The following is a 14,843-nucleotide window of genomic DNA, read 5'->3' as shown; positions in this document are numbered from 1 at the left end:
GTGGAGGTATATAAATGGAATCACAATTCATACAATATAATGACCCAAATAACGAAGTCTTATACCGAAAGTGTAAACCTGTAACTGACATAAAAAGTGCTGAAATACAAAATATCATTGTGGAAATGCGTCAAAAAATGCAGGGTAATGGTATTGGGCTTGCAGCTAATCAGATTGGTTATGGTTATCAAATTTTTATGATTGAGTTTGATAGCTCTAATTTAAGTTACCCACTAGATTTTGCAAGTGTGCCGTACCAAGTATTTATAAATCCTAAGATTACAAAAGCATCAAAGCAAAGAGTTAGTTTTTGGCATGGTTGTTTGAGTGCATTAGGTGAGAAAAGAGGCAAACTAGCAACTTATAAAGAGATTGAATACCAAGCATATAATCAGTATGGTGAGGTAATTACTGGTAAACTTGATTCTATCGCTGCTGTAATATTCCAGCATGAGTTTAATCATCTGCTTGGCTCTGTCTATATTGATTTTGATACTGAGTATATGGATAGTGTAGAGCTACAAGCTAAGTTTAAAAGTGGTGAGCTTAAACCTTATCAGGAATGTGGTGAAGAGGTTCCATTATTATTAGAAAAATATCAAATAGGTGAAGATATATATGCTTTTTTGTAGCAATACTAAAACTAACAGTTGACATATAAATTAAGAAGAGTATCATAGCTTGCATTGATGATGATAGCAGTCTGGAACCACCTGATCCCATTCCGAACTCAGAAGTGAAACGGTCTCACGCCAATGATAGTCTGGCACTGCCCAGGTGAAAGTAGGTAATCATCAAACCTCTTTGAATTTTTTTATGAATTATTATTTTTCATTTGCTTAAGCTTATAACAATATAGCTAACTATGTATAAAAAAGTAGTATACTTAATTTATTTTATGACGTATTCTCAACACATTTTATAAATAAGGTATTAAAACTCAAATTAGAAGGAATGAGCTTTTTAAAGCTATCAAATAAATTCAACATACGTGAAGAAGCATTCAAGAATGGTTAAAGGGCAATTTACCTAAAGGCACACAAGTAATAGAATAGTTAATTAATTTCTCTATAGTACGAAAACCGTTATTATTACAAAAGTTATCACGATTTGCTTCGATGTTTTTTGAAATGTTTTTTCATGGTTTAATATGTTATTCTATAGAGTAATTTTTATTGCTAAAAAAGAATTTTAATGTTTAAGAGCCTACCACTATTTATCGGATTAAGATATATTCGTGCAAAAAAGCGTAATCGGTTTATATCTATTATTTCGGCAATATCATTTTTGGGTATTTCTCTAGGTGTCGCTGTACTTATTACAGTGATGTCAGTTATGAATGGTTTTGATCAGCAGATTAAAAACAGAATTCTAATGATGGTGCCACCTTTAAAAGTTTATCAATTAGGTGGAGAGGTTACTGACTGGCCAACATTAGCTAAAGATGTTGAGAAAAGTACTCCAAGTGTCACAGCAGCTGCTCCAATAGTAGAGTCACAAGGGTTGCTTAGTGCAAATACTGCTGGTAGTACTACGGCATTTGTACAAATTCAGGGCATAGAGCCTAAGTACCAAACCAAAGTGCTACCTATAGCTGAACATATCGTAGATGGTAAGCTATCATCGTTAGATGACAATCAGGGTTATAATATAATTTTAGGTAGTGCTTTGGCTAATAGCCTAGGTGTCAAAGTTGGTGATAAAGTCACTTTAATTGTGCCAAAGATTAGCTTAACACCAGCAGGAATGATCCCAAGAATTAAGCAGTTTAGAGTATCTGGCATATTCTCGGTAAGCTATCAATATGATGCTTATTATGCTTTGGTTAATCTCAAAAATGCACAAAAGGTTTTTGAAACTGGTAATTCAATATCATCTCTTCAATTAGGTGTGAAAAATATCTATGATGCGCCACTTATAAAAAATAAACTCAATGATGGTGCGATACCTGCTTATTATTTCACCCGGGATTGGACAGATGAGAATAAATCTTTTTTTGATGCCTTAAAAATGGAAAAGACAATGATGTTCTTTATCCTATTGCTAATAATTACTGTTGCGGTATTTAATTTATTATCATCTTTAGTGATGGTTGTCACTGATAAGCGTAGTGATATAGCTATCCTTAGAACTATGGGGATGTCATCGCGACAAATTATAACTATATTTATATATCAGGGTTTTATTATTGGCTTGATAGGTACAGTTATTGGTGTGTTGCTAGGTATACTTCTTTCAACTTATGCTACAGAAATCGTTAACTTTATTCAGCATGTTACTGGTAAGCAATTTTTAAGCGCAAGTGTTTACCTTATAGATTATATCCCATCACAGTTAATGTGGTCAGATGTTTTAAAAGTTACTTTAGTTTCAATGTTTTTAAGCTTCTTAGCGACACTTTACCCTGCTTGGAGTGCTTCTAAGGTTCAGCCAGTGGAGGCTTTAAGATATGAATGATGTTGTTTTAAGTTGCAAAAATGTTTCAAAAAAATACACCGAATTTAAAACTGATATAGCTATCTTAAAAGGTGTAAACCTTGAAATTAAAAAAGGTGAAAAAGTTGCTATCCTCGGGTTATCTGGATCAGGCAAGACTACCTTATTAAATGTCTTAGGTGGACTAGATAAATGTAGTGCAGGTGAAGTATATTTGATGGGTGAGAGGTTTGATAATCAGTCTGTCAATAAGCGTGCAAAAATGCGTAATAAGCATTTAGGATTTATCTATCAGTTGCATCATTTATTGCCAGAGTTTACAGCTATTGAGAATGTTATGATTCCATTAGCTATTACTAAGAAGTATGTTAAAAAAGAGTCGATAAAACTTGCTAATGATATCCTCACAAAAGTTGGTCTTGAGCATCGTGCTCATCATAAACCAGCCGAGTTATCAGGAGGTGAGCGTCAGAGAGTGGCTATTGCTAGAGCATTGGTTACAAACCCAAATTGTATTCTTGCAGATGAGCCTACTGGTAATCTAGATAGTCAAAGATCAGAGAGCATATTTGCATTGATGCAACAACTTAGCGATGATTTTGGTACTAGTTTTGTAATTGTTACACATGACGAAAAATTAGCTAGTCGCATGAATAAAATTTATCGATTAGTAGATGGCGAATTAGAACTAGTCCAATAGTCTAGCTAGATTGTGTTTGTTATATTTTTCTATTATCTATAATAAAAAATATTTTTAATTTAGGTACTTTTAGTATACTGCTTTAATATGTAGTTATCTATAAGTCCTAAAATTATGAAAACAGTTGTATTTGTCTATAAAGACACTTTAAAGTCATATAAAGAAAAATTTTTACTAAAAATTGAGAAAGATCTTAAAGAATATGACTATAACACTTTAACTATTGATGATTTATCTGAGGTTGTTGAAATACTTGAGGAGAATTCTAGGATATGTTGTATTGTTTTAGATAGAGCTAGTTTCAACATCGAAGCTTTTCATAATATTGCGCACCTTAATACAAAATTGCCAATATTTGTCTCATCTGATTATAGTCAAAGTATTAAGCTTAATTTGCGTGATTTTAATCTAAATATCAACTTCTTACAGTATGATGCTTTAGCTGGTGAGGATTCTGACTTTATTCATAAAACTATCACAAATTATTTTAATGATATATTACCACCTTTGACTTATGAATTATTTAAGTACTCTAAATCTTTTAATTCAGCTTTTTGTACCCCAGGTCACCAAGGAGGCTATGGCTTTCAGCGTTCTGCAGTAGGGGCTTTGTTTTATGATTTTTATGGTGAAAATATTTTTAAGACAGATTTGTCTATTTCAATGAAAGAGCTAGGAAGCTTACTTGATCATTCTGAAGCACATAAAGATGCTGAAGAATATATATCGAAAATCTTTAAATCAGATAGGTCGCTTATTGTCACAAACGGTACTTCAACGGCAAACAAAATAGTTGGTATGTATAGTGTTGCTGATGGAGATACTATTTTAGTTGATAGAAATTGTCATAAATCTGTGACGCATCTAATGATGATGGTTGATGTCAATCCGATATATCTAAAACCAACAAGAAATGCTTATGGAATAATCGGTGGAATCCCTAAAAAAGAGTTTCAAAGAGATACTATCCAACAAAAGATAGATAATAGCAATATTGCTGATAAGTGGCCTGAATATGCTGTGGTTACAAATTCAACTTATGATGGTATTCTTTATAACACTGATACGATACATCGAGAGCTTGATGTTAAAAAGCTACATTTTGATAGTGCCTGGATACCATATGCAATATTTCACCCGATATACAAGCATAAATCAGCGATGCAGATTGAACCAAGGCCAGAGCATATAATTTTTGAGACACAGTCAACGCATAAGCTTTTGGCAGCCTTTAGCCAGTCATCAATGTTGCATATAAAAGGTGACTATAATGAGGAAGTTTTAAATGAAGCGTTTATGTTGCATACTTCAACATCACCTTTTTATCCAATAGTTGCTAGTGTCGAGACAGCTGCGGCAATGATGGAGGGTGAGCAAGGTTATAACCTTATCGACAAAACTATTAATTTAGCTATAGATTTTAGAAGAGAATTAGTCAAACTAAAGTCTGAAGCGAATGGTTGGTTTTTTGATGTTTGGCAACCTGATAATATCTCTAATAAAGAGGCATGGCTTCTAAGAAATGCTGATAAATGGCATGGCTTTAAAAATGTCGACGGTGATTTTCTTTCGTTAGACCCTATTAAGATTACAATTCTAACACCAGGGATAAAAGATAACGATGTCCAAGACTGGGGAGTACCAGCTGATGTGGTCGCTAAATTTTTAGATGAGCATGATATAGTGGTTGAGAAGTCTGGTCCATATTCGTTACTATTCATATTTAGTTTAGGTACGACAAAAGCTAAATCAGTAAGGTTAATCTCGGTATTGAATAAATTCAAACAGATGTATGATGAAAATACATTGGTAGAAAAAATGCTACCAACTTTATATGCAGAAGATCCTAAATTTTACGATGGTAAAAGAATCCAAGAAATTAGTGAGCAACTTCATGAGTATATTAAAGATGCTAATTTACCTAACCTTATGTATCATGCGTTTAATGTTTTACCTGAGCAGCAATTAAACCCACATCGAGCATTTCAAAAGTTACTAAAAGGTAAAGTAAAGAAAGTGCCATTAGCAGATTTATATGAGCATACTTCTGCAGTTATGATATTGCCATATCCACCTGGGATACCTGTTATTTTCCCAGGTGAGAAGATAACTCAAGAATCTAAAGTGATATTAGATTTCTTACTAATGCTTGAGAAAATAGGTTCGATGTTGCCAGGTTTTGACACGGATATTCACGGTCCTGAAAGAGCAAGAGATGGTAAGCTATATATCAAAGTTATTGATGATCGATAATATCTTATTTTTTTTGAAATAAAATGCTTATAAAACACTAAAAAAAAATGTATAGTGTGATTTATCGAGCATAATTTTTTAGGGTGGATAGTTCATGCTGAAAACTCCTCTTTATGAATCACATATAGCAGCTAACGCTAAGATGGTTAATTTCTCAGGTTGGTTAATGCCAATTAACTATGGTTCACAAATTCAAGAGCATAACAATGTTAGAGAAGACTGTGGTATCTTTGATGTATCGCATATGCTAGCCGTTGATATACAGGGTTCTGAAGCTGAGAGGTTTTTACGTCATGTATTAGCTAATGATGTTGCTAAGCTAGAAGAGAATAAAGCCCAATATGGCTGCATGCTAAATCATAATGCGGGTATTGTTGATGATTTGATTACTTACAAAGTTGCTGCTGAGCATTTTAGAATTGTTGTCAATGCTGGCAATAGAGAATCAGATGTTGCATGGTTTAGAGAAAATGCTAAAAACTTTGGTGTTACAATAAGTCCACAGACTGATCTAGCTACAGTTGCAGTACAAGGACCAAAAGCTGTCGAGGTTGTGAAGCGTGTTGTTACCAAAGAAATCGCTACTGAAATTGAAGCACTTAAGCCTTTTTCATTTAAGTTTTTTAGTAAATGGATGGTAGCACGCACTGGTTATACTGGTGAAGATGGTTTTGAGATAATTCTCCCTGCAGCGCAGGTAAAAAATTTTTGGAATAGTCTACTTGAAAACGGTGCACAACCTGCAGGTCTAGGTGCTCGTGATACTCTAAGATTAGAGGCAGGAATGCATCTATATGGTGCTGATATGGATACATCTACGACACCTTTAGAAAGAGGCTTGGGTTGGAGTGTTGATTTATCTGATCAGCGTAGAAACTTTATTGGTAAAAAAGCATATCTTGCTAAAAAAGCACATGGGGTTGATACTAAGTGGGTTGGTGTAGTGTTAAAAGCAAAAGGTGTCCTTAGAGCAGGTCAAGAGATTGATTTTGATAATGGTGAAAAAGGTTATATAACAAGTGGTAGCTTTTCGCCAACTTTAAAAGTTGCTATCGCATTAGCTTATGTGCCTAAACAAGCTGACAATCCTGTGGTAAATATCAGAGGTAAAGAATTAGAAGTTGAGATAGTTAAACCAAAGTTTGTTAAAAATGGTAAATCTTTGATATAAATAAGTATTTTTCAAAACAATTAATCGTAGTCAATACGGAGGTATAAAAATGTTAAATATCCCTAAAGAATTAAAATATACAAAGTCGCATGAGTGGGTCAAAGTAGATGGTGATGAAGTTACTGTAGGTATTACAGCACATGCACAGTCTTTATTAGGCGATTTAGTCTATGTCGAGTTACCAGAAGTAGGCGAAGAGTTCGCTGCTGGTGATGACACTTGTGTCGTTGAGTCTGTTAAAGCAGCCTCTGATGTATATGCTCCTGTTGATGGTGAGGTGATTGAAATTAATGAATCTTTGGTTGATGACCCTTCACAAGTAAATCATACACCATATAAAGATGGTTGGTTATTTAAACTTAAAATCTCTGATGAATCTCAGTTAGCTGATTTGCTAACTGCTGATGCTTATGCAAAAACTCTTGAGGATTAATTGCATAAATAAAAAATCTATCTATTTAATCTTTTATAAAATTTTGTACAAAGGCATGGAGGAAATATGTCTTTTATTCCACATAAACCAGAGCAGATTAAAAAAACGCTTGATACTATTGGAGTTTCTTCAATAGATGATTTATTTGATGAAATTCCAACACAACTAAGAGCAAAAGCTTTAAAGATTCAAGATGGGATAAACGAAATTCAGCTAGCTAACCTTGCGAAAAAAAGAGCAGGTAAGAATCATCAAAATACCAACTTTATTGGAGCAGGAGCATATAGTCACTACATCCCATCAGCTATTTGGGATATTGTGGGTAGAGGAGAATTTTATACAGCTTATACGCCATATCAAGCCGAGGCTTCTCAAGGTGGCTTACAGGTCATTTATGAATATCAAACTATGATGGCAGAGCTTACAGGCATGGCAGTTTCTAATGCCTCTATGTATGATGGTGCAACTGCTTTAGCAGAGTCAGTACTTATGGCGATTCGTTCAAATAAGAAAGCAAAATCACAAAAGGTCTTGATTGCTGAAGCTCTTCACCCAACTTATTTAAAGGTTTTAGAAACTATTACAAAGCATCAAGGTATAGAGATAGATATAGTCGAGCTAGATTCAAGAAATGGAAAAACTAACATAAGTAGTTTAGAAAAGCATCAAGATCAAAACTACGCTGCTGTAGTGATTCAAAGCCCTAATTTCTTAGGTCAAATTGCTGATGTTGATAATTTAACTAATTGGGCTCATAACCAGGGTGCTTTGGTAGTGGCAGTAACTAACCCTATGTCTTTAGCAATTTTAAAACCGCCAGCAGAATGGGGTGATAATGGTGCAGATATAGTCTGTGGTGAAGGTCAAGCAATGGGAGTGCCTTTAGCCTCTGGTGGGCCGTATTTTGGTTTTATGACTTGTAAAATGGATTATGTACGCCAAATGCCAGGACGTATAGTTGGTAGAACTGTTGATCTAGATGGTAAGGAAGGTTTTTGTCTAACTTTGCAAGCTAGAGAACAGCATATCCGTCGTGCGAAAGCTACTTCAAATATATGTACTAACCAAGGTTTAATGGTAACAGCAGCAACTATTTATATGAGTTTACTTGGGGCTGAAGGTTTACAGCGTGTAGCTAGTGTATCACACGAAAATACTACAAACTTAGCTAATGAACTATCTAAGCTAGATGGTGTTAGAGTTAGGTTTAGTGAAGCATTTTTTAATGAGGTGGTTATTGATTTACCTGTTAATGCGGAAATGTTTGTAACAGAGATGGAAAAAGAAGGTATAGATGCTGGTTATTTCTTAGGTGAGTACCATAGTGATTTAGCAAACTCTATTATAGTTTGCTCTACTGAAATCCATATACAAGAAGACATTATCGATTATATCACTACAGCTAAAAAAGTTTTAGCTAGGTTAGGAGGTTAGAAAATGGTTATTTTTGAGAAAACTAGAGGTGTAAACTCACCAGCTGTAATGCCTAGCAAAAAAGGTGATGTTTCAAATATTCCAGCAAATATGCTGCGTACTAAAAAACCTAAGTTACCAGAACAAGCAGAGCTAGATGTTGTTAGACATTACACGCAGTTATCACGTAAAAATTTTTGTATTGATACAAACTTTTATCCATTAGGGTCTTGTACTATGAAATACAACCCGCGTGCAGCTCACAAGTATGCTAGTTTAGCAGGGTTTTTGGAAAGGCATCCATATGCAAGTAGCCAAAGTATACAAGGAACTTTAGAGTGCTTGTATGATCTTCAAGAAGTTATTAAAGAACTAACTGGTATGACTGGAGTTTCACTGGCTCCTATGGCTGGAGCGCAAGGTGAGTTTGCTGGTGTAGCTATGATCAAAGCATATCATCACAAGCGGGGAGATTTTACTCGTGATGAAATCATCGTGCCAGATGCTGCTCATGGTACAAACCCTGCTACTGCAAAAGTTTGTGGTCTGAAAGTTATCGAGATTCCAACTAAAAAATGTGGTGATATTGATATTGAAGCACTTGATAAAGTCCTTGGTTCTAAAACTGCTGGTATCATGTTGACAAATCCATCTACAGTAGGTGTGTTTGAGAGAAGTATAGCAACTATTGCTAAGAAGGTGCATGAAGCAGGTGGTCTATTGTACTATGATGGTGCAAACTTAAACGCTATCATGGGCAAAACTCGTCCTGGAGATATGGGTTTTGATGTTTTACATATGAATTTACACAAAACGTTTGCTACTCCTCATGGTGGTGGTGGTCCAGGTGCTGGTCCAGTAGCTGTGAATGATAAGCTAAAAGAGTTTTTACCAATACCAATGGTTGGTAAAAAAGATGATAAATTTGTATGGTTAGAAGAAAAAGATGTGCCGAATACTATTGGTAGATTATCTGCATTTAATGGTAATATTGGTGTATTAATTAGGGCGTATATTTATGCAGCTCTTTTAGGTGGCAATGGTTTGACAGAGGCGTCTGAAATAGCTACTTTAAATGCTAATTATATGATGGCACGTTTAAAACAAGAGGGCTTCACTATAGCCTACCCAGAAAGAAGAGCTTCACATGAGTTTATTGTAACTTTAAAACCAGAATTACAAAAATATGGTGTCACAGCTACAGATTTTGCTAAATGCTTGATAGATAGAGGTGTGCATGCTCCTACTATGTACTTCCCGCTATTAGTGCCAGAGTGTCTGCTAATAGAGCCTACGGAAACTGAAAATGTTGATAGTATGGAAAAATTTATCCAAGCGATGGTAGAGATTCGTGATATTGCTAAAGAAAACCCTCAATATCTAAAAGGTGCTCCGTACAATCTGCCAGTTCGTCGCTTAGATGATGTCAAAGCAGCGAAAGAGCTAGATATTGTTTGGCAGCCTAAGTAGTTTTTCTTATAATTTTTGACATTATATTTTCATCTCAAATAATCTATAATTCTGTATAGTATTTCTAACTTTTATACAAATTTTAATGACAACTCAACAATATCTAGAGCAACTTAACAGACGCTACAAAACTGGCATATCTCGCGAACATACATACCGCAAGGATTTAGAGGATTTGCTAATTTCTCTAGTCAAAGATATAGATGTCACAAACGAGCCGGCAAATGTTACAGACTGTGGTAACCCTGATTATGTGATTACCAAAAAAGATATTCCAATTGGTTATATTGAGGCGAAAGATATTGGTAAAGATCTTAACTCAAAGAACTACAAAGAGCAGTTTAATCGCTACCGTAAGGCTTTGGATAATTTGATTATTACAGATTATATCCGCTTTCAGTTTTTCAAAGAGGGTGAGTTAATTACACAGATTGAGATTGCAACAATTGAGAATGGCGAGATTAAACCAAAGCCTGAAAATTTTCAGCAATTTGAAAATCTAATCAAAGATTTTTGTACTTATATTGGGCAGACTATCCGTTCACCAAAGAAACTAGCACAGATGATGGCTGGTAAAGCAAGGTTATTACAAAACACACTAGAAACAGCACTGACAAAAGATATTGGAAATGGTGATAGTAGCGATCTAAAAGCTCAATATGAGACTTTTAAAAATATCCTTATCCATGATTTAAGCCCAAGAGGCTTTGCCGATATTTATGCACAAACCCTAGCGTATGGAATGTTTGCTGCAAGGTATCATGATGAGGTTTTGGATACTTTCTCGCGTCAAGAGGCTGCTGAGAAAATACCAAAAACAAATCCATTTCTAAGAATGCTGTTTGACTATGTTGCAGGTACAAATATTGATGATAGGATTAAGCATACAGTTGATAACTTAGCTGATGTTTTTCGTGCAGTAGATTTACGCAAGATACTTTCAAGATTTGGTAGAAGTACCAAGACACAAGATCCGATCGTGCATTTCTATGAGGATTTTCTATCTGAATATGATTCTAAGCTTAGAAAGGCAAAGGGGGTTTGGTACACACCGCAACCTGTGGTGAGCTTCATCGTGCGAGCAGTTGATGAGGTGCTAAAATCAGAGTTTAGTTTAAGCCAAGGTCTAGCAGATACTACCAAGACAAAGATAAATATCGATAGTCAAACTACTGACAAACGCGCAAAATCTGGCTACAAACAAATAGAAAAAGAAGTCCATAAAGTCCAAGTGCTAGATCCAGCAACTGGTACAGGAACATTTTTAGCAGAGGCGATTAAGTTTATCTACAATAACAACTTCAAAACTATGCAAGGTGCTTGGAGTGGTTATGTAGAGGAGCATTTGATATCTAGGTTAAATGGTTTTGAGCTACTGATGGCAAGTTATGCAATGGCACATCTAAAGCTAGATATGCTCCTAACAGATACAGGCTATAAGCCAAAATCTACCCAAAGCCAACGCTTTCATATCTATCTGACAAACTCACTTGAGGAGCATCACCCTGATACTGGGACGCTTTTTGCTAACTGGCTAAGTAATGAAGCCAATGAGGCAAACCAAATCAAAAAAGATACTCCTGTGATGGTAGTGATGGGAAATCCGCCGTATAGTGGCGAAAGTGCTAATAAAGGTCAGTGGATAATGGATTTGATGGAGGATTATAAGAAAGAACCTACAGGTGGTAAACTCAAAGAAAGAAACCCTAAATGGATAAATGATGACTATGTTAAATTTATGCGTTACGGTCAATATTATATCGAGAAAAATGGTAGTGGAATTCTAGCATTTATTAATCCACATGGTTTCTTGGATAATCCTACTTTTAGAGGTATGCGTTATAGTTTACTTAAAACTTATGACAAAATTTATACTATAGATTTACATGGTAACTCTAAGAAAAAAGAAACTTGCCCTGATGGTTCAAAAGATGAAAATGTCTTTGATATTATGCAAGGAGTATCTATAAATATACTCATCAAAACGGGAGCTAAGAAAAATAATGAACTAGCCGAAGTATATCACTGTGGTTTATACGGTAAACGGAATGATAAATATGAGTTCTTGGCTCAAAATAGCCTAAAAAATATCCAATGGTCAAGAATTGAAAATACAGCCCCTCAATACTACTTTGTGCAAAAAGATTGGGAGCTTAAAAAGCAATATGATAGTGGTTTTAGTTTAAAACAATTAATGACTCTAAATTCTCTTGGTATTTTAACGAAAAGAGATATATTAACTATTGATTTTGAAGAGGATAACCTTAAAGAAAATATTTCAATGTTTACAGATAAATCGCAAACAGTTAAAAGTGTATGCGATTATTTTAATATATCAGTTAAAGATAAAGATAAATGGGATGCAGAAAAAGCAAGACTATCTATAGATAATAATTTGGATAAGTTTGTTAAAGATATTGAATATAGACCTTTTGATAGTAGAAAAATATTTTATCAAAACCAATTTATTGCTAGGCCGAATGAAAAAATATTTAAACATTTTAAAAAAGAAAATATAAGTCTAGTCGTGTGTCGTCAAGGACAAGCAGTTGGAGGAGATGACTGGAATGTACTTTTTATTAGTAAGTCTTTCACAGACCAAAATGTTTTTAGAAGAGGTGGCGGTACTGTTTTTCCACTCTACCTCTACCCAGATGATGATTCACTAGACTCTAGCAGAGTACCAAACTTAGATATGACTATTGTTAAGGAGATTGAGAAGAGCCTTGGCTTGGAGTTTGTGGCTGAGCGACCACCCCGCCAGTCTGCGACTGCCACCCCTCCACAGGAGTGGAATACTGAATTCTCCTCCCTTGGAGGAGTACCTTGCGAAGCAAGGGGAGGTGGTTCTTATAGCAAAACATTCGCACCCATAGACATATTCGATTACATCTATGCGGTACTTCACAGCCCTAGCTACCGTGAGAAATACAAAGAGTTTCTAAAAATAGATTTTCCACGCGTGCCATATCCAACTATAGATACTTTTTGGCAACTGGTAGAGCTAGGTGGACAGCTTCGCCAAATCCATTTGTTAGAGTCGCCAGTTGTTACAAATTACACTACAAGCTACCCGATAGATGGTGATAATACCATCGATAAATTAAGCTACAAAGATGGTAAGGTTTATATCAATAAAGAGCAGTATTTTGACACTGTTCCAGAAGTAGCTTGGAACTTCTATATTGGTGGTTATCAACCAGCTCAAAAATGGCTTAAAGATCGCAAGGGCAGAGAGTTAAACTTTGAGGACATTTTGCATTATCAGAAGATAATCGTAGCCTTGATTGAAACTGATAGATTGATGCAGGAGATTGATACGATTGAGTTTTGATATTAGTTATATCGTGATATTGTTAATTGAATAGTGATTGAAAATTACCTATAAATATATTATATTTCTAATATATTAAACAGTATTTAGAGGAGTGGATTACAATGATAAATACAGTAAAAAAGATGTTTAATTTCTCTGAAAATATTGATGCATCAATGAGTGAAACTCCCTCATCTAAGGTTTCGATTGACGAGCCAACCACTTATTCTTCGAGAGTATCAAGTTCTAAAGAGGTTGCTGATAGTATGCAAAAAGTAAAAAAATCTCTTAACTTGATAGGGAGACAAGCTTATGAGCAAGTCAAGTCAACCATCTAATAATAGTAAATCAACACAGCAATTTGTTCAAAAAACACAAGTCCATAGCTCAATACTTCCACCTGCTTCTGAAATGGAGAAGCTACAAAATATTGATCCAAGGCTTGTAGATACATACATTGATTTTGTTAATAAGCAGCATGCACATCAAATAGAGTGTGATAAAGAAAAGCTTGCTATATCTAATAGACAGATTGATACCCAGCAAATGCAGTTAAAAAACGTTAACCAAGAATTTAATAAAGATGTTTCGTTAAAAAAATTAGCTTTATGGTTGGCATTTTTTATGATAGTCGCATTAAGCATTTTATCAACATTTTTAATTTATAATGAGAATGTGATAGCAGGGTCAATATTTGCATCGCCAGCTATAATTTCTCTTGTTGGAGGATTTATTGGTGTTGTAATTGATAGGTATAAGAAAATTAAAAAATAGATTTTAAAGTAAAAAAATATCTTTCTATAATCCCCAAGCATCAATAATATCTTGCTCAGTAATTTTTCTTTGAGAGTCTAAGTTCTCAAAATAAAGCTTATACTGCTTTATAAGCTGGGCAATATACATACCTTCACCATCTATATAGAAAATATTATTTTTGTTGCAGTATTCTAGTAGATAGTTTGTTTTATTATCTTTCTCAGGCATGGCGTGGCAAAATACTATTTTTGCATCTTTAACTAGATTTATAAATTGAGTATTTTGCTCTAAATCATTAGATGATGAAATAGGAGTTGCATCAACTACTAAATCATATGGTCCTTTAAAATGTGGGATATTTTCTACACCAAGTTCTTTTCTTTTTTGAGCAACTTTTTCGGGGTTTCTGCCAACGATAGTTACTTTGATACCTAAATCTTGTAGAACTTTAAAAGCAACCCCAGAAACTCCACCATTACCATAAATTATAGCTGTTTTGATATCTTGTTTAGACTCTTTGATACCTTTTGTTAGTGCAGCGTGCAAACCATGGTAATCGGTATTGTAGCCATAAAGTTTACCATCTTTATTGATGATAGTATTTACAGCTAAAGTTTGTTGAGCAAGTGGCTCAACATAGTCTAAAAATGGTATTACCTTAGATTTAAGGCCATTGTGAGCCGTAACAGTACCACCATTTACAAAAGGAGCTCTAATAGCATCGGTATAAGCTTTAGCTGAAATTTCTCCACTAAAAGTAAAATAGCAAAGATTAAAACCAAGTTTTTGTATCGCAGTATTGTGTCTATGTATCGATGAATTACTCCCAGATGTTGAGAATAATAACTTAGTTTTAGTATTTAGAGAGATTTTAAATAAACTTGACATTTTTTTA

General features: G+C 34.6%; 12 protein-coding genes and 1 rRNA gene. 12 read left to right on the top strand and 1 reads right to left on the bottom strand.

Going from position 1 to position 14,843, the window contains the following annotated elements; translation table 11 throughout:
• The first annotated feature begins 14 nt into the window (after positions 1-14).
• The 12 genes from CGC45_RS06570 (at position 15) to CGC45_RS06515 (ending at position 13,966) form a co-directional block, all read left to right on the top strand.
• Entirely contained in the window at positions 15-632 is a 618-nt protein-coding gene (locus CGC45_RS06570; RefSeq protein ID WP_071629529.1) for a peptide deformylase, read from the top strand.
• Between the two features lie 53 nt (positions 633-685).
• Positions 686-800: ribosomal RNA gene (gene rrf, locus CGC45_RS06565) — 5S ribosomal RNA — on the top strand.
• Positions 801-1,194: 394 nt separating this feature from the next.
• Positions 1,195-2,457: a lipoprotein-releasing ABC transporter permease subunit gene (locus CGC45_RS06560; RefSeq protein ID WP_071629528.1), complete on the top strand. Its 1,263-nt coding sequence runs from the start codon at positions 1,195-1,197 to the stop codon at positions 2,455-2,457.
• Positions 2,450-3,136, top strand: coding sequence for a lipoprotein-releasing ABC transporter ATP-binding protein LolD (lolD, locus tag CGC45_RS06555; protein WP_071629527.1), 687 nt, complete (start codon positions 2,450-2,452; stop codon positions 3,134-3,136). The genes CGC45_RS06560 and lolD overlap by 8 nt, the downstream gene beginning before the upstream one ends.
• Positions 3,137-3,250: 114 nt before the next feature.
• A complete protein-coding gene (locus CGC45_RS06550) occupies positions 3,251-5,389 on the top strand; it encodes a lysine decarboxylase LdcC (RefSeq protein ID WP_071629526.1) in 2,139 nt (712 codons plus the stop codon).
• Between the two features lie 94 nt (positions 5,390-5,483).
• On the top strand, positions 5,484-6,560 hold the full coding sequence (gcvT, locus tag CGC45_RS06545) for a glycine cleavage system aminomethyltransferase GcvT (RefSeq protein WP_071629525.1): 1,077 nt from the start codon (positions 5,484-5,486) through the stop codon (positions 6,558-6,560).
• A 49-nt stretch (positions 6,561-6,609) separates the two neighbouring features.
• A complete protein-coding gene (gcvH, locus tag CGC45_RS06540) occupies positions 6,610-6,993 on the top strand; it encodes a glycine cleavage system protein GcvH (protein ID WP_071629524.1) in 384 nt (127 codons plus the stop codon).
• 66 nt (positions 6,994-7,059) lie between these two features.
• The gene (gene gcvPA, locus CGC45_RS06535) at positions 7,060-8,427 is read left to right on the top strand and encodes an aminomethyl-transferring glycine dehydrogenase subunit GcvPA (RefSeq protein WP_071629523.1); all 1,368 of its coding nucleotides are present in this window, start codon (positions 7,060-7,062) and stop codon (positions 8,425-8,427) included.
• Between the two features lie 3 nt (positions 8,428-8,430).
• Entirely contained in the window at positions 8,431-9,876 is a 1,446-nt protein-coding gene (gcvPB, locus tag CGC45_RS06530) for an aminomethyl-transferring glycine dehydrogenase subunit GcvPB (protein WP_071629522.1), read from the top strand.
• 85 nt (positions 9,877-9,961) lie between these two features.
• Positions 9,962-13,210: a type ISP restriction/modification enzyme gene (locus CGC45_RS06525; protein WP_071629521.1), complete on the top strand. Its 3,249-nt coding sequence runs from the start codon at positions 9,962-9,964 to the stop codon at positions 13,208-13,210.
• 104 nt (positions 13,211-13,314) lie between these two features.
• Positions 13,315-13,530 (top strand): hypothetical protein, encoded by a 216-nt coding sequence (locus CGC45_RS06520; protein ID WP_071629520.1) that lies wholly within the window; start codon positions 13,315-13,317, stop codon positions 13,528-13,530.
• Positions 13,505-13,966: a hypothetical protein gene (locus CGC45_RS06515; RefSeq protein WP_071629519.1), complete on the top strand. Its 462-nt coding sequence runs from the start codon at positions 13,505-13,507 to the stop codon at positions 13,964-13,966. Before CGC45_RS06520 ends, CGC45_RS06515 begins: the two co-directional genes overlap by 26 nt.
• A gap of 24 nt (positions 13,967-13,990) precedes the next feature.
• Here CGC45_RS06515 and CGC45_RS06510 read toward each other — a convergent pair whose 3' ends face one another.
• Positions 13,991-14,836 carry a shikimate dehydrogenase family protein gene (locus CGC45_RS06510; protein ID WP_071629518.1) on the bottom strand — a complete coding sequence of 282 codons (846 nt, stop codon included), beginning with the start codon at positions 14,834-14,836 and terminating at the stop codon, positions 13,991-13,993.
• Positions 14,837-14,843: the final 7 nt, after the last annotated feature.

Origin of the sequence: Francisella opportunistica (assembly GCF_003347135.1) — a bacterium.
Classification (GTDB): Bacteria; Pseudomonadota; Gammaproteobacteria; order Francisellales; family Francisellaceae; genus Francisella; species Francisella opportunistica.
Note: the sequence above shows the minus strand (reverse complement) of the source record. Positions and strands in the feature narration are given on the sequence as shown.